Source organism: Amycolatopsis sp. cmx-11-32, assembly GCF_047608695.1.
Lineage (GTDB): Bacteria > Actinomycetota > Actinomycetes > Mycobacteriales > Pseudonocardiaceae > Amycolatopsis.
The window spans coordinates 287,824-302,286 of record NZ_JADNQN010000007.1; the positions used below are offsets into that span (position 1 = coordinate 287,824).

Genomic DNA, 14,463 nt, shown 5'->3' on the forward strand with positions numbered 1-14,463 from the left:
GTGCCAGGAGGGTATTCCTGCCCGGCCGTATGGGATCGTGAGCGGATGAGGATCTTGCTCGTGGAGGACGAGCGGCGGCTGGCCGAATCACTGCGGGCGGGGCTGAGTGCCGAGGGCTACGCCGTGGACGTCGCGCACAACGGCCGCGACGCGCTCTGGTACGCCGAAGAGAATCCGTACTCCGCGATGATCCTCGACATCATGCTGCCCGGGCTCAACGGCTACCGCGTCTGCCGGAGGCTGCGCGAGCGCGGCGACGCCACCCCGATCCTCATGCTGACCGCGAAAGACGGCGAGGACGACGAAATCGAAGCGCTGGACACCGGTGCCGACGATTTCCTGCCGAAGCCGTTTTCCTACGGCGTGCTGCTTTCCCGGCTCCGGGCGCTGATCCGGCGCGGGGGAGCGACCCGGCCGGGCACGCTGCGGCTCGGCGACCTCGAACTCGACCAGGCGAGCCACCTCTGCCGCCGCGGTGCCGCCAAGATTTCTTTGACCACCAAGGAGTTCGCCTTGCTCGCGTATCTGATGCGGCGGCCGGGCGAGGTCGTCACCAAGGCGGAACTGCTGGAGAACCTGTGGGATTTCGCGGCGTCGGCGACCGCGAACCTGGTGGAGGTCCACATGAGCGCGCTGCGCCGCAAGATCGACCTGCCGTTCGGGGTGGAGACGATCCGGACGGTACGCGGCGCCGGGTATCACGTGGTGGCCACCAGTGCCTGAGGTGCTGCGGTCGACCCGCTTCCGGGTCGCGCTGACGTCGTTCGTGACGTCGATCCTGGCGCTCGGGGTTGTTTCGGCGTGGCTCGTCGTCGACGCCCAGAACCGGCTGGAGAACGGCGCCGCGCAGGTGGCGCGGGAGCGTGCGGCCGCGATCGTCCAGTTGCTCAACACCGGCGCCAAGCCTGCCGAGCTGCTGACGCTCGTCCGGGACTCGGCCTACGAGGTGATCAGCCGCGACGGCAAGCGGATGGTCACCTGCCCCGGCCTGCGGCACGGCTCGATCGCCCCGGTTGACGGATTCCACCAAGGTGACTCCGTGTCGGTCCTCCGGCCCGGCGATGTCGACCTGGCGATGAAGGAGTCTGTCGGCTGTCAGTGGCTTCTCGGACGCGACGTCGAAATCACCGAGACCCGGCTGCACGTCGCGGCGGAGACGAGCGGGGACAGCAAGTATTCGATCTACGCCGCCGCCATGGTCGACGAATCCGGCCAGGCGGCGCTCGACTCGGTCCGCATGACGTTGCTGGCAGGCGTTCCGGTGATCGCGCTGCTGATCGGCGTGATCGCGTGGCTCGCGGTCCGCCGGTCGCTGCGTCCGGTCGAGGCGATCCGGTCCGAGGTCGCGGAAATCGGCGCGCACGACCTCTCCCGCCGGGTCCCCGCGCCGGACAGCGGTGACGAGATCGCGAAGCTCGCGGAGACCATGAACACGATGCTCACCCGTCTCGACACCGCCGTCACGCGCCAGAGCCGGTTCACCTCCGACGCGTCGCACGAACTGCGGACACCGCTGGCGTCTCTGCGGACGCAACTCGAAGTACTGCTCGCGCATCCGGACCGAATGGACTGGCGCGACGCCTGCGGGAACGCGCTGCTCGACATCACCCGGCTGCAGGATCTCGTCGCCGACCTGGTCCTGCTCGGCAAACTGGACAACTCCGGCCCGGAACGGCTCACGCCGGTACGACTGTCCGAAGTGGTCGAATCGTGCCTCTCCGGACGACAGGGCGTGCGGGCGGACATCGAGGGGAAGCCGATGGTCCTCGGGAACCGGGGACGGCTGGAACGGCTGCTCCGCAACCTCGTGGACAACGCGCAACGACACACCGGTACCGGCGTCGTCATCTCGCTGTCCACAGTAGACGAAATGTGCGTGCTGACCGTCACCGACGACGGGCCGGGGATCCCCGCCGAGGATCGTGAGCGGGTGTTCGACCGGTTCGTGCGGCTGGACGACGGGCGCGCTCGTGACGAGGGTGGCGCCGGTCTCGGCCTGGCGATCGTCGCCGACATCGCGCACGCCCACGGCGGCACCGCGGCGGTCGCCGACCACGACGGTGGCGCCCGCCTCGTCGTCCGGCTGCCGTCGGCGGAAACGCGAAGCTGAAGACGTCTTCAGCTTCCTTAAGCTTCGGTTCAGCGTCCGGGCCCGAACCTACGGGCCATGTCCGACCTTTCGCGCCGCTCCTGGTGGCAGCCGCTCAGCCACACCGACTACCTGGCCTCGTCCTGGTTTCCCGGTCTCACCGGGGTGCGCGCGCTCGCCGCCGTGGCCGTCGTGTTCTTCCACTACGGCGGTCCCGTCACGGGCCGCCTACAGGGCTGGATCGCCGTGCAGTTGTTCTTCGTGCTGTCCGGATTCCTGATCACCACGCTGGCCCTTCGCGAAGAGGGCCGCACCGGCCGGATCTCGCTTCGGGCGTTCTACGTTCGCCGGGTCTTCCGGATCATGCCGGTGTACTTCCTGCTCCTGGCGCTGACCACGCTCGCGGTGCTACTCGGCGGGACTTACCAGAGCAGCAGGCTCGCCGACGCCATGCCGTACTACCTCGTCTTCGGCAACGAACTCGTCGACTTCAACACGCCCTATCCGACGTCGTGGTCGCTCGGGGTGGAGGAGAAGTTCTACCTGGTCTGGCCCGCGCTGCTGGTGCTCACCTCGTTCGCGCGAAGCGGGAAGACGGCGCTACGCCTGCTGTTCGGGGTTTCGGCCGTCCTCGGGGTGGTGCTGTTCGCCTTGCCGCTGGCGCCGTCGCACACCTGGGCGAGCCTCTCGGTGCACTACTGCTCGCTGGTCATCGGCTGCCTGCTGGCGATGACGCTGCACCATCCGCGCGGGTTCGCCCTGGTCCGGCCGCTGACCAGTCCCATCGTCGCCACGGTGATCGGCTGCGGGTTCGTCGTGTTGCAGTTCTCCGTCGGACCGCTGGCGAAGGCGCTCGGCGGGCACTGGCAGTTCGTGGTCCCGGTGTACGCGGCAGGCTCGGCGTTGCTGCTCGTGGCGGTCGTTTCGCCGGGGCCGGTCCGGAAACTGCTCTCGAGCAGGCCGATGGCCTTCGTCGGCGATCGGTCCTACGCGCTCTACCTCGCCCAGACCGGCGCGGCCGGGGTGACGGGCTGGCTGCTGCCCAGCGGGCTCGCCAAGGCCGCCGCGACCACGGGTGTCGCCCTGCTGTTCGCCTGCGCGCTGCGCCGGTGGGTCGAGCAGCCCGCCATCGCCTACGGCCGGAAGGTCATCGAACGCCGCGCGCCCGCCGAGCCTCCGGCGGAGGCCACGGCGGGCGCGCGGTGAGCGTGTCCGTTGTCAGTGGTGCGCGGTCACCGCTCCGGCACCGCTGCTCTTCTTGACGAACAGGGAACCGACGAACGCGGCCAGTCCGACACAGCCGGCGACCATGAAGGTGGTGCGGATACCCGTCGAGTCGGGGCTGGCGGCCCCGGCCGTCACCGTGCTCGCCGTCGCCACCGCGATGAACAAGGCGGTGCCGAGCGCACCGGCGAGCTGCTGCAGGGTGGCGAGGATCGCGCTGCCGTGGGAATAGAGATTTTCGGGCAGTGAACCGAGGGACTCGGTCATCAGCGGTGTCATCATCAGGCCGAGGCCACCCATCAGGAGGACGTGGATGGCGATGACCGCGACCAGTGGTGATTCCGCACCGAGCAGGGCGAACAGCCACAGCGAGACCGCCATCGCGGCCGCGCCGGGGATGACGAGGGGCCGGGGGCCGAAGCGGTCGTAAAGCGCGCCGACCGGGCGGCCGAGCAGTCCGAGGACCAGGCCGCCGGGAAGCACCGCGAGCCCGCTGACGAACGTGCTGGTGTGCAGGACGGTCTGCAGGTACAGCGGAAGCAGGATCGCCGCGGCGCCGAGCAGGCACATGAACAGCAGCGCCGTCAGCACCAGCGAGACGACGAAACTGCGGTGGGTGAACGGGCGCAGGTCCAGCAGCGCGCGGTCTTCCTTCTGCAGGCGCAATTGGCGCCAGGTGAACACCACGAGCGCCACGACCCCGACGACGATCGGCACCCACGGCGGCACCGGCTGGTGTCCGCCCGCCGATTCACCGGACGTCGACAGGCCGTACAGCACGCCGCCGAAACCGACGGCGGACAGGATCACCGACGGCACGTCCAGCGGCACCTTGCGGGTTTCGCTGTCCAGCCGCAGCCGCAGCATGCCGACCACCAGCGCGGCGAGCGAGAGCGGCAGCACGATCCAGAACATCCAGCGCCAGCCCAGCGAGGCGAGCACCGCGCCGCCGATGGTCGGGCCGATGGCGGGGGCGACCGCGATGACGATGGTGATCGTGCCCATCGTGGCGCCGCGCTTCTCCACCGGGACGAGGCGCATCACCGTCGTCATCAGCAGCGGCAGCATGACCGCGGTACCGCACGCCTGGATGACCCGGCCGGTCAGCAGGAGGGCGAAGCCGGGCGCGACCGCGCTCACCAGGGTGCCGAGGCTGAACAAGGTCAGCGAAGCGATGAAGACCTGACGCGGGGTGAACCGTTCGAGCAGGAACCCGGTGATCGGGATGACGACCGCCATGGTGAGCAGGAAGCCACTGGTCAGCCACTGCACGGTGGTGGTCGGGACCTGGAGGTCGACGGTCAGGTCACGCAGCGCGACGCTCAGGATCGTCTCGTTGAGGATCATCACGAACGCGGAAAGAACCAGGACCCCGATCAGGAGCCCGGCGCGCGCCGGTGCTCTTTCCTGGTCATGGGTGGTTTCGGGCATGGTCTCGGTCATCTGTGTGGGGCTCCTGGAAGGGCGCTGTCCGCGTGGGCCGCCTCCGGCGCCGGCAACGGTGACAGCGAAGGCGAGCTGATCTGTCGTTCAGTCTGCCTGGGTCGGTCGGTGCGTGTCACGTCGATTTCCGTAGTGAGTACGGTCACTTCGCTGTGAGCGGATATCGGAACAGCACGGAAGCGAACGGATTTTCGGCCGTAGCACGGTAAAATCGCGCTGTGGCCAGAGAGATCACGGCGGATCAATGGCGATCGGCGAGGCGAGCCTTTCGAGTGACGGGTGCGCGATTCGCCGAAATGGTGTCCCGCGTTCCGGATGCGGACGCGATGGTCACCGCGGACTGGACGGTGGCCGACACCGTCGCGCACGTCGTCTTGATCGCGAAGATGTACAGCTCGATGGTGCGGCCGGACGCGGCCCCGCTGTTGGACGCCCGCGCGCAGGGTCAGGTCCAAAAGACCACTGTGGATACGGTTTCCGTGCTGAACACCTTGGTGTTGAAGGACTTTCCCGAACGCGACCTCGGCGTGCTGACGGCGGAATTGCTCGCTGCCATCGACGAGGTACTGCGAGTGACCGAGGACGCGGATCCGGCGACCCCGCTGGACTGGCTCGGCGACTCGAAGGTGCCGCTGGCCGGCGTCCTCGCGCACCTGGTCAACGAACTGCAGATTCACGGCTGGGACATCGCCAAGGCGGTGAAACTGCCGTGGACGATCCCGCCGGGTGACGCGGCGCTGTTCTTCGATCTCTTCCTGGTGGGCGTGCTGACCCACGACATCGGACACCTGCTCGACACCGACGAACCGCCGAGGGAAAGGCGTATCGCCGTGGCCTTCCGGTCGGCGTACACGACTCCGGTCGTGCTGGTGCTGCACCGGGGACGGGTCACGGTCGAGGAGCCCGGCGGCCCGGTCGACGCGCGGATCTCGTTCGATCCGCCGTCGCTGAACCTGATGCTCTTCCACCGGGTCGGCAGGGCGCGTTCCGCGCTGACACGCAAGATCGTGGTGAGTGGGCGCAGGCCTTGGGTGCTGCCCGCGTTCCTGCGCGTTGTCCGGTTACCTTGAGGAAGTGGTCCACAGCGCCCAGTACGCAAAGGCCCTTCCTGTGCCTGGGCGCAGGGTTCGGCAAAGTCGCAGGGCTGCTGGTCGGCGCGGCTGATGGTAGTCCGGGCTTGACGTTTCTGGTGCCTGCCAGGGTCGAGTAGGGAGGATTCGGGACGTTGAGCCGGTGTGACCCCACGATGATGGAGGAGTGGGGACACTCAACGTCCCCATTCCACCATCGTCAGCCTCACGCAGCGACGAACAACCGCCTGGCCAGGTCGTTAACCGTTGACAGGCGCGTCGAACCGGCGACGTGAGCTTTCGATGTGGCCGAGGAAACGGTGGGTCCAGTCGCACATCCCGTCGACCGTCGCCCGCAAGCCGTGCCCCGCCTCGGTGAGGGTGTAGTCCACACGCGGCGGCACGGTCGGATGCACGGTCCGTTCGAGCAGGCCGTTGCGCTCCAGCATGCGCAGGTTCTGGGTGAGCATCTTGTGGCTGATGCCCTCGATGTCGTTCCGCAGTTCGGTGAACCGCCGTGTGCGATCGCCGATCATCTCGATGATCAGGAGCGCCCACTTGTTGGCGACGTCGGAGAAGATCTCCCGCGCCAGCGAGTCCGCCCGCGTCAGATCCGCGTCGTCCGCCGTACCGTCGAGCTGCTTGGTCACCATCAGGTTCCCCAGTCACGAGAAAGTGCGTTCTTCCAGGTCGCCGCACACTCTCCTACAGTTTCTGGGTAACCACAAGTGACCGATGCAAGGAGTACGACAGCATGGTCATCACTCTGGTGAATCCCGCGGGGCTGCCGGAGATCCCCGCCTACCGGCAGGTTTCGATCGCGACCGGGTTGAAGCTGGTCTTCATCGCGGGACAGGTCGCCTAGGGCGCCACAGGTGCCACTGTCGGCGAAGGCGACCTCGCTGCTCAGGTCGAATAGTGCTACCTGAACATCGGCACCGCGCTCGCCGAGGCCGGTGCCACTTTCGACGACGTCGCGAAGCTGACCGTCTACGTCGTCGACTGGACCCCGGACAAACTAGCGCCGTTCCTCGAAGGCGTGGACCGGGGTGCCGCCACCAGGCTGGGCGGCACCCCGGTCCCGCCGGGCACGCTGATCGGCGTCGCGGCGCTCGACGTGCCCGAGCACCTGGTCGAGGTCGAAGCGACCGCGGTCATCGACTGAAGCTCACTGACCGCGGGCGGCGCGCCAGAGGGGGCTGTCGACGTAGTGGTTGTCGTACTGCTTCGAGGACGCGGCGATCTCCGAGGGGTCGGCTTCGCCGCGGGCGACCCGGCCGAGGAGCCGGTAGTAGTCGAAGCGGGCCATGCCGGGCGTGAAGGTCACCAGGACGTCGGCGTCCGAGCCGGCGGCGGGCCCGAAGGCGTGCGGCACCTGGGGCGGCACGGCGAGGAAGTCGCCCTTCTCCAGCGTGTGCAGGGTTTCGTCGACGAGCACCTGGAGCTTCCCCTCGAGCACGAAGAAGAACTCGGTCGCGCGGGTGTGGAAGTGGGCCGGGGTACCGAAGACACCGTCCTTCAGGGTCGCGCGGTTCGCGGTGAAGCCCCCGTCGGTGGTGTCCGAGTCGGCCAGCAGGGTGATGTCGCTGCCCGGCGCGTCGCTGACGATCTCGGCGTCGGCGGCCCGGAGGAGGATGGGGTCGAACATGGTGGCGTCTCCTTGGTTTTCCGTGTTCAGCGGGCTCGCTGACAGGACCCAGCTTCTCCCGGGGAACCCGCCTTGATCAACACGGGAAACGGCACCGATCGATAACCTGTGGATTATCGATCGGTGCGGAACTCACCAGGCCAGCGCGGACTGGTGTGCCGGGACGGCCGCCGCCAGGTCGGCCGAGAACAACCGCATCAGCGGTGGCAACCGGTAGGTGTCCTCTTCGCCCCATTCGGCGAGGCCCAGGTCGACCAGGCGATCCAGCGCGGCTTCGGCTTTCAAGGGGCAGACGCCGAGGGCTGCGGCGGCCCGGTCCGTGCGGCACACTTCGAAACCCGGCCTGCCCAGCAGCCGGAACGCGGACGCCGCCAGCGGATCCTTGCCCGCTGCGATCGGCTGGAACGCCGACAGGTACAGCGCACGCAACGATTCCCCGCCGAACCCCAGTTCGTCCAGCCGGCTCTCCTCCGGTGCGAGCCGGTGCCCCAACCAGGACAACGGCCGTGTCGGCCGGTTGGCCAGTATCGTGCCCGCGATCCTCAACGCGGCCGGGATCCCGTGGCAGTGCCGGACGATCTCGGCTGCCGCGCGGGGGTCCGCGTCCACTCTGGACCTGCCCGCGACCCTGGCGAGGATGTCGAGGCCATCCTCATCGGACAGACGGCCGAGTGCGACGTGCTCCGCGCCGTCCAGCATCAGCGGTGAGCGGCTGGTGATCAGTACCGCGCACGATCCCGTCGCCGGGATGAGCGCGCGCAGCGCCGCGGACTCGGTCGCACCGTCGAGCACCAGGAGCACCGCCCGATGGGAGAGACGCGAACGCAGCACGGCGGCGGCCTCGTCCGGTGTCCACGGGATGTCGGACGCCGGGACGCCGAGATGCCGCAGCAACCGGGGAGGTACCCGGGAAGCCGGACCGTCGACGCTGAGGTCGACGTACAACTGTCCACCCGGGAACCGGGCACCGACCCGGTGTGCCACCTCCAGCACCAGCGCGCTCTTGCCGATCCCGCAGGGACCGTGGACCACGGCGACCTTCGGCCAGGACCGCTCCGGCCCGATGAGCAACGAGGCCAGGTTTGCGGCGTCGCCCGCCCGGCCGCCGAAAGTTTGACATCGCACCGGAAGCTCCTGTGGCACAAGAAATTTCGGTGCCGGATCGCCGACAGCGGTGACCGGTGCGGGGGAGACCGTGGCCAGCCCCGGATCCCGGTCCAGCATCGCCCGGTGCAGTTTCGCCAGCTCCGGTGACGGCTCCAGGCCGAGCCGGTCGGCGAGCACGCGACGGCAGTCCGTGTAGACGGCGAGCGCCCCGGCGGGATCACCGGATCGATACAGGGCGGTCATCAGATGCGCCCAAGGCCGCTCTCGCAACGGATGTTCGGCGACGAACTCGCGCAGCGGCGCGATCACCTCCCGGTGTTCGCCGAGACGCAGCCGGGCGTCGAGATGGTCCTCCGCGACCGATAGCCGCAGTTCCTCCACCGGTGCGATCGAACCGGCGAGCGCGTCGTTGTCTGAGAGATCTTCCAACACCGCGCCACGGCAGGCGGAAAGTGCTTCACCGAGATGACGGACGGCGGCGGCGTGGTCACCACGCGCGAGCGCCGCCCGGCCGGCCCCGGCCCGTTCGGCGAACACGTGAAGATCCAATTCTCCTTGGCGCAACAGGATTTCGTAACCCGACGCGCGACCGGAGATGCGTTCCCCCGGTAAGACCCCTCGGAGCCGGTTCGCGTAGGTGCGCAGGTTGGCGACCGCCGAAAGCGGCGGCTCGTCTCCCCACAACGTCCGGATCAGCCTGCGAATCGGGACTGTTCGGCCCGGATGCAGCAGCAATACGGCCAGAAGATTGCGCTGTTTGGCCGAACCCAGCGCGATCGTCCCGCCTTCGGTGTGTACCTCGAGCCTCCCCAGAACCCTGAACTCGATCGATGACACTCACACCTCTCCCGAGAGTTGGAGACAGAAACGTGAGACCCCTCAAGGCAGTTCTATCACCCTCGACTTTGCCGGACGTTCACTTCGCGTCGGGTGCACAACCGATACACGCGGGCGTGTATCGGCGCTATCCACGTTCGTGTACCGGCCTTTCCTACGTTGGGCGCTGCCGACGCCGTCCGGCTCGGAGGAAGTGAGGAGCGCGGAACATGCGCAAAACATTGGGAACCTTCAGCGACAAGCTGCTGAGCGTGTTCGTGGCCAAGGCCGACGTGGGCGCGGGCTGCCCGCCGGACCCGTACTACAAGCACTGCTACTGCCGCGAGCGCAGCGACTTCCGTCGCAATTGCTCGACGAACGGTGCCTGCAAGGAATACTGCGGGCCCTGTTACGCCTTCCGGATCTGCGGAGGCTGATCGACACCCGTGGCGGCGGCGGGCGTGCGAACGCCGGCCGCCGTCCACGGCGCCCTGTCCGTCCCTCTTCCTCCACTGGAGAACACCATGGCCATCCTGACCGCCGCCGTCGTGCTCGTCGGACTCCTTTGTGTGCTGGACCTGCTACTCAGCTTCGGCATCATCAGGAGGCTGCGCGAGCAGAACGAGACCTTGAAGAACGTGCAACAGCAGCGGGCCCCCCTCGACCCGGAAATCGCGCTGCCCGCGGGTGCCACCATCGGCACCTTCACCGCCGCCACGGTGAGCGGGGCCGATCTGTCCAATGCGGACATCGACGGCACCCGCGCCCTCGTCGGCTTCTTCGCACCGGCGTGTGAGCCCTGCAAGGAGCGGATGCCCCAGTTCATCGAGTACGCCACCCGTTTCGAAGGCAAGGTGCTGGCGATCGCCTCCGGGAGCGAAGCGGAGACGGCGGACATGGTCGTCCGTCTCGGCGAGGTCGCCGAGGTGATCCGCGAGGCCGACGGCGGTGTCGTGCACCAGGCCTTCGGTGCCTCCGGGTATCCCGCGCTGTGCCTGGTCGACGGCGACCGGACCGTATTGGCCAGCGGGTGGGAGATGTCGGCACTGCCGGTGCCGGCCGCACGGTGAACACCTCCCTCGGCGCCCGCCGGGTCCTGAGCCTGCTGACGGCGGCGATCCGTCTCACCCGGCGGGCCGCCCCGGTGGGCACACCGCTGTATGTGGGGCTGTCGCTGCTCGGCGGTGTCGTGCCGATCGCGACCGCGTGGAGCACCAAGGTCCTGCTCGACGGGCTGGCGGCGGGCGAGGTCTGGCAGGCGCTGCTCCCGTGGGCGGTCGCGCTGGCGGTCGCCGGGTTGCTGGCGGGACTCCTCCCGGTCGCGACCGAGTACCTGAAGCAGCGGCTGGACCGCTTGGTCGCCGTCGTGACGATGGACCGGCTCTACCGCGCCATGGGGAGGCTCGCCGGGATCGCGAGGATGGAGGACCCGCGCTTCCGCGACAAACTCCGTCTAGCCCAGCAGACCGGCCGCAGCGGGCCCGGTCAGCTCGTCGACGACGGTCTCGGCTCGCTCCAGTCGGTGATCACGCTGGCCGGATTCCTCGGGACCCTGCTCGTGATCAATCCGGGGATGGCGGTGATCGTAGTGGCCGCGGCCGTGCCCGCGCTGCTCGCGCATCTGCGGCTGAGCCGGGCGCGGGCGCGGGTGATGTGGTCGATCGCGCCCACCGAACGACGTGAAGTGTTCTACGCCGACCTGCTGGCGAGCCTGGACGCCGCGAAGGAACTGCGACTGCTGGGACTCGGCGACCTCTTCCGGCGGCGGATGCTCGTCGAGCTCACCGCCGCGCACGCCGTCGTCGAAGGGCAGGACCGCCGCGACGCGCGGATGCAGGGCCTGCTGGCCGGGCTGACCGCGGCGGTCTCGGCCGGTGGCCTGATCTGGGCGGTGTGGCTGGCCGCCACCGGCAAGCTCTCGCTCGGTGACATCGCCATCTTCGTGGCGTCGGTCGGCGGGGTGCAGTCCGCGTTGCAGAGCCTGGTTTCCCGGCTGGCTTCGGCGCATCACTCGACACTGCTGTTCGACCACTACGAGGAGATCGAGTCGCAGGGCCCGGACCTCGCGGTCCCGGCCGAACCCCGGCGGCTACCGGGGCTGCGTGCGGGTATCGAGTTGCGCGACGTCTGGTTCCGCTACGCCGAAGACCAGCCGTGGGTGCTGCGCGGGGTGAACCTGACCATCCCGCACGGGCGGTCGCTGGCGCTGGTCGGGCTGAACGGCGCCGGGAAGTCGACGATGGTCAAGCTGCTGTGCCGGTTCTACGACCCGGAGCGCGGCGCGATCCTCTGGGACGGCGTGGATCTGCGGGACGTCCCGGTCGAGGACCTGCGCGCGCGGATCGGCGCGGTCTTCCAGGACTACATGTGTTACGACCTCACCGCCGCGGAGAACATCGGTCTCGGTGACGTGTCCTATCTGGAGGATCGCGAGCGCGTCGCCGCGGCGGCGGAACGCGCGGGAGCCCACGACATCGTCGCCGGGTTGCCGCGCGGTTACGACACCTTGCTGTCCAGGATGTTCTTCGACGAAGCGGATCGCGAGGACCCGGAGACCGGAGTCCTGCTCTCGGGCGGACAGTGGCAGCGGCTCGCGCTGGCGCGGGCGTTCCTGCGGGACCGGCGGGATCTCATGATCCTGGACGAACCGAGTTCGGGTCTCGACGCGGAGGCCGAGCACGAAGTGCACAGCAGTCTTCGGCGGCATCGCGAAGGCGCGACCAGTGTGCTGATCTCGCACCGCCTCGGCGCGGTCCGGGACGCGGCCGTGATCGCGGTCCTCGCCGAGGGCCGGGTCGCGGAACTCGGCTCGCACGACGAACTGATCGCTTCGGGCGGGGAATACGCGCGGTTGTTCCGCCTGCAGGCTTCGGGCTACGACGAGGTGGTGTCCCAGTGACGTATGTGGTGCTCGCGGCGGCTGTGGTGGTCGTCGCCGTCGTCGGATGGCTGGTGACGCTGCGCCGACGGCTGATCGTGGTGACCGTACGCGGGGTGAGCATGGAGCCCACCTATTTTTCCGGTGACCGGCTGCTGGTGCGGCGGTCCCGGCTGGAGCGGGTGCGGACCGGGCAGGTCGTCGTCGTGCAGGGCGGGCCCGGCAAACCCGGTGATCCCACCGCCGGACGACTGGTGAAACGCGCGGTCGCGGTGCCGGGCGACCCGGTGCCGTCGCGGATCCCGGTTCCCGGCACGGTCGTCCCGGCGGGAAGTCTGCTGGTGCTCGGGGACAACCCCGCGCGCAGCAACGATTCCCGGCGGCTCGGCTACATCCCGGAGGACGCGCTGATCGGCGTCGTGCTCCGCCCGATCGGTCAGAGGTGAGTCATGACGTACGTCGCCGTGTCCGCGATGGTCCTTTGTGGACTCGTTCTGCTGGTGTCCGCGGTCAGCAAGGTGCGGGGTAGAGCCGCCTACGCGGAGTTCGTGGCGTCGGTGCCCGCGTTCGGGATCCCGGCGCGCTGGACGCGGCCGTTCGCCGGGATGACCCTGGCGGCGGAGTTCGTGATCGCGGCTTCGCTGCTGCCTGCCGCCGCTCTGCCGGCGACCGGCGCGGGCCGCTGGCTCGCACTGGCGGGGCTGGTGCTCGCGGCCGGGCTGTTCGGGGTGCTGACCGTGGCGGTGTGGCGGGCGGTGGCGCGCCGGACCGGTGCGGTGTGCCGCTGTTTCGGTCCGGCGCGCACGGTGCTCGCACACCGGCACGTGGTGCGCAACGCGCTCCTGCTGCTGGTCGCGCTGGCCGGTGCCGTCGCGGTGTCCGGGGCGGACGGCGCGGATCCGGCGGCCGTTGGCCTCGCCGCCGCCGTGGGTGCGGTGGGCGCGGTGGCGGTCGTGCGGTTCGACGATCTGGCGGAGTTGTTCGCGGGGCCGGTGCGGCACACCTAAGCGGCGAAGACCTGTGAGTCGTCGGCGAAGGCCTTGAACTCCAGCGCGTTGCCCGCCGGATCCAGCAGGAACATCGTCCACTGTTCGCCGGTCCGGCCCTCGAACCGGACATAGGGTTCGATGACGAACTGGGTGCCCGCGGCGCGCAGCTGGTCCGCCAGCTTCCGGAACTCCGGCACGGTGAGGATCAGGCCGAAGTGGGGGACGGGCACGTCATGGCCGTCGACGGGGTTGTGGCTCCGCTGCGGCCGTTCCGGGGCGAGATGCGTGACGAACTGGTGGCCGTGGAGGTTCCAGTCGATCCAGGAGCTGGAGCTGCGGCCCTGTTCGAGGCCGAGGACTTCGCCGTAGAAGGTGCGCGCGGCGGCCAGATCGTCGACGGGCATGGCCAGGTGGAAACGCGGGATGGGGGAGTCGAGGACAGTCATGTCCGAATGTTAACATTAAGACAAAGTGGTGGGTCGCTACGATCGAGCCTTTCCGAGGGAGGATGACGATGAGCGAACCCGGCCGGGTGGTGCCCGCCCGTCGTCGAGGACTGGCCGACGAGGTCGCCGACCGGGTCAGGGACGCCATTTTCGGTGGCGCGTACCGGCCGGGCGCCCAGCTGCGTGAGGTGGAGCTTTCGGAGGCGCTGGGCGTCAGCCGCGGCCCGGTGCGCGAAGCGTTGCTCAAGCTGGAGCGCGAGGGCCTGGTCCGCAGCGAATGGCACCGCGGCGCGATCGTCACGACGCTGTCCGATGTGGACGTCGCCGAGCTGGACAGTCTCCGTTCGGCGCTGGAACAACTCGCCGTCCGCTTGGTGGTCGCTTCCGCTTCGGACGCGGACCTGGCCTCGATCGACGCGGTCGTCGAGAGGATGGACCGGGCGCGCGACGAGCACGAGATGGTGCGCTGTGACATCGACTTCCACGACGCGGTCTACGCGGCTTCCGGGCACCGGCGGCTCGTCGAGGCTTGGCAGGCCATCCGGTCGCAGGTGCACTTGTTCCTGTTGACCCGGATCGGCGTGAACTCCGAGGGCTACCTCGCGAGCGTCCCGGCGGAGCACCGGCGGCTGGCGTCGGCTCTTCGTGCCCGAGACGGGGAAAAGGCCCTGGAACTGTTCGCCGCGCATCGCGGGCAGGCACTGGACGTGCTCACCGGGAAATGAAGTCATGGCGCGGGGTGGCCCGCGTCTG

Annotated in this window: 15 protein-coding genes and 1 pseudogene; 11 read left to right on the forward strand and 5 right to left on the reverse strand. The window is 69.0% G+C overall.

From position 1 onward, the window contains the following. Positions 1–45 precede the first annotated feature (45 nt). From ACM6LR_RS23185 to ACM6LR_RS23195, 3 genes are read left to right on the forward strand one after another with little or no spacing between them, the layout of a single operon-like run. On the forward strand, positions 46–723 hold the full coding sequence (locus ACM6LR_RS23185; protein ID WP_414941291.1) for a response regulator transcription factor: 678 nt from the start codon (positions 46–48) through the stop codon (positions 721–723). Continuing rightward, positions 716–2,110, forward strand: a complete 1,395-nt coding sequence (locus tag ACM6LR_RS23190; protein ID WP_414941290.1) for an ATP-binding protein — start codon at positions 716–718, stop codon at positions 2,108–2,110. Before ACM6LR_RS23185 ends, ACM6LR_RS23190 begins: the two co-directional genes overlap by 8 nt. A 57-nt stretch (positions 2,111–2,167) precedes the next feature. Continuing rightward, positions 2,168–3,295: an acyltransferase family protein gene (locus ACM6LR_RS23195; protein ID WP_414941289.1), complete on the forward strand. Its 1,128-nt coding sequence runs from the start codon at positions 2,168–2,170 to the stop codon at positions 3,293–3,295. Positions 3,296–3,307: 12 nt separating this feature from the next. Here the strand turns inward: ACM6LR_RS23195 and ACM6LR_RS23200 are convergent, their stop codons facing one another. After that, the gene (locus tag ACM6LR_RS23200; RefSeq protein ID WP_414941288.1) at positions 3,308–4,756 is read right to left on the reverse strand and encodes a DHA2 family efflux MFS transporter permease subunit; all 1,449 of its coding nucleotides are present in this window, start codon (positions 4,754–4,756) and stop codon (positions 3,308–3,310) included. 218 nt (positions 4,757–4,974) lie between these two features. On the opposite strand from ACM6LR_RS23200, the gene ACM6LR_RS23205 reads away from it, so the two are divergent. After that, entirely contained in the window at positions 4,975–5,826 is an 852-nt protein-coding gene (locus tag ACM6LR_RS23205; protein WP_414941287.1) for a maleylpyruvate isomerase N-terminal domain-containing protein, read from the forward strand. 260 nt (positions 5,827–6,086) lie between these two features. Here the strand turns inward: ACM6LR_RS23205 and ACM6LR_RS23210 are convergent, their stop codons facing one another. After that, a complete protein-coding gene (locus tag ACM6LR_RS23210) occupies positions 6,087–6,479 on the reverse strand; it encodes a winged helix-turn-helix transcriptional regulator (RefSeq protein WP_414941286.1) in 393 nt (130 codons plus the stop codon). Between the two features lie 101 nt (positions 6,480–6,580). Between ACM6LR_RS23210 and ACM6LR_RS23215 the strand changes: the two are divergent. Then, a pseudogene (locus ACM6LR_RS23215) lies at positions 6,581–6,991 on the forward strand (RidA family protein). 3 nt (positions 6,992–6,994) lie between these two features. Here ACM6LR_RS23215 and ACM6LR_RS23220 read toward each other — a convergent pair. Both ACM6LR_RS23220 and ACM6LR_RS23225 read right to left on the reverse strand, forming a co-directional pair. Next, positions 6,995–7,474, reverse strand: a complete 480-nt coding sequence (locus ACM6LR_RS23220; protein ID WP_414944476.1) for a cupin domain-containing protein — start codon at positions 7,472–7,474, stop codon at positions 6,995–6,997. Between the two features lie 132 nt (positions 7,475–7,606). Beyond that, complete coding sequence (locus ACM6LR_RS23225) at positions 7,607–9,418, reverse strand: BTAD domain-containing putative transcriptional regulator (protein ID WP_414944477.1); 1,812 nt, start codon at positions 9,416–9,418, stop codon at positions 7,607–7,609. A 209-nt stretch (positions 9,419–9,627) separates the two neighbouring features. Between ACM6LR_RS23225 and ACM6LR_RS23230 the strand changes: the two genes are divergently transcribed. From ACM6LR_RS23230 to ACM6LR_RS23250, 5 genes are all read left to right on the forward strand, one after another. After that, positions 9,628–9,834, forward strand: coding sequence for a hypothetical protein (locus tag ACM6LR_RS23230; RefSeq protein ID WP_414941281.1), 207 nt, complete (start codon positions 9,628–9,630; stop codon positions 9,832–9,834). A gap of 87 nt (positions 9,835–9,921) precedes the next feature. Continuing rightward, the gene (locus ACM6LR_RS23235) at positions 9,922–10,467 is read left to right on the forward strand and encodes a TlpA family protein disulfide reductase (protein ID WP_414944478.1); all 546 of its coding nucleotides are present in this window, start codon (positions 9,922–9,924) and stop codon (positions 10,465–10,467) included. Then, entirely contained in the window at positions 10,464–12,296 is a 1,833-nt protein-coding gene (locus ACM6LR_RS23240; protein ID WP_414944479.1) for an ABC transporter ATP-binding protein, read from the forward strand. Before ACM6LR_RS23235 ends, ACM6LR_RS23240 begins: the two co-directional genes overlap by 4 nt. Continuing rightward, positions 12,293–12,721 (forward strand): S26 family signal peptidase, encoded by a 429-nt coding sequence (locus ACM6LR_RS23245; protein ID WP_414941278.1) that lies wholly within the window; start codon positions 12,293–12,295, stop codon positions 12,719–12,721. The genes ACM6LR_RS23240 and ACM6LR_RS23245 overlap by 4 nt, the downstream gene beginning before the upstream one ends. A 3-nt stretch (positions 12,722–12,724) precedes the next feature. Further along, positions 12,725–13,282, forward strand: a complete 558-nt coding sequence (locus tag ACM6LR_RS23250; protein WP_414941277.1) for a MauE/DoxX family redox-associated membrane protein — start codon at positions 12,725–12,727, stop codon at positions 13,280–13,282. Here the strand turns inward: ACM6LR_RS23250 and ACM6LR_RS23255 are convergent. Continuing rightward, positions 13,279–13,710, reverse strand: coding sequence for a VOC family protein (locus ACM6LR_RS23255; protein ID WP_414941276.1), 432 nt, complete (start codon positions 13,708–13,710; stop codon positions 13,279–13,281). The genes ACM6LR_RS23250 and ACM6LR_RS23255 overlap by 4 nt on opposite strands. Before the next feature lie 68 nt (positions 13,711–13,778). On the opposite strand from ACM6LR_RS23255, the gene ACM6LR_RS23260 reads away from it, so the two are divergent. Then, a complete protein-coding gene (locus tag ACM6LR_RS23260) occupies positions 13,779–14,435 on the forward strand; it encodes a GntR family transcriptional regulator (RefSeq protein ID WP_414941275.1) in 657 nt (218 codons plus the stop codon). Positions 14,436–14,463: the final 28 nt, after the last annotated feature.

Excerpts from the sequence above, each read along its gene's own strand:
- ACM6LR_RS23235 (WP_414944478.1), top strand. The coding sequence starts at position 9,922 with ATGGCCATCCTGACCGCCGCCGTCGTGCTCGTCGGACTCCTTTGTGTG.
- ACM6LR_RS23230 (WP_414941281.1), top strand. The coding sequence starts at position 9,628 with ATGCGCAAAACATTGGGAACCTTCAGCGACAAGCTGCTGAGCGTGTTC.
- ACM6LR_RS23220 (WP_414944476.1), bottom strand. The coding sequence starts at position 7,474 with ATGTTCGACCCCATCCTCCTCCGGGCCGCCGACGCCGAGATCGTCAGC.
- ACM6LR_RS23250 (WP_414941277.1), top strand. The coding sequence starts at position 12,725 with ATGACGTACGTCGCCGTGTCCGCGATGGTCCTTTGTGGACTCGTTCTG.
- ACM6LR_RS23195 (WP_414941289.1), top strand. The coding sequence starts at position 2,168 with ATGTCCGACCTTTCGCGCCGCTCCTGGTGGCAGCCGCTCAGCCACACC.
- ACM6LR_RS23200 (WP_414941288.1), bottom strand. The coding sequence starts at position 4,756 with ATGACCGAGACCATGCCCGAAACCACCCATGACCAGGAAAGAGCACCG.
- ACM6LR_RS23260 (WP_414941275.1), top strand. The coding sequence starts at position 13,779 with ATGAGCGAACCCGGCCGGGTGGTGCCCGCCCGTCGTCGAGGACTGGCC.
- ACM6LR_RS23255 (WP_414941276.1), bottom strand. The coding sequence starts at position 13,710 with ATGACTGTCCTCGACTCCCCCATCCCGCGTTTCCACCTGGCCATGCCC.
- ACM6LR_RS23210 (WP_414941286.1), bottom strand. The coding sequence starts at position 6,479 with ATGGTGACCAAGCAGCTCGACGGTACGGCGGACGACGCGGATCTGACG.
- ACM6LR_RS23185 (WP_414941291.1), top strand. The coding sequence starts at position 46 with ATGAGGATCTTGCTCGTGGAGGACGAGCGGCGGCTGGCCGAATCACTG.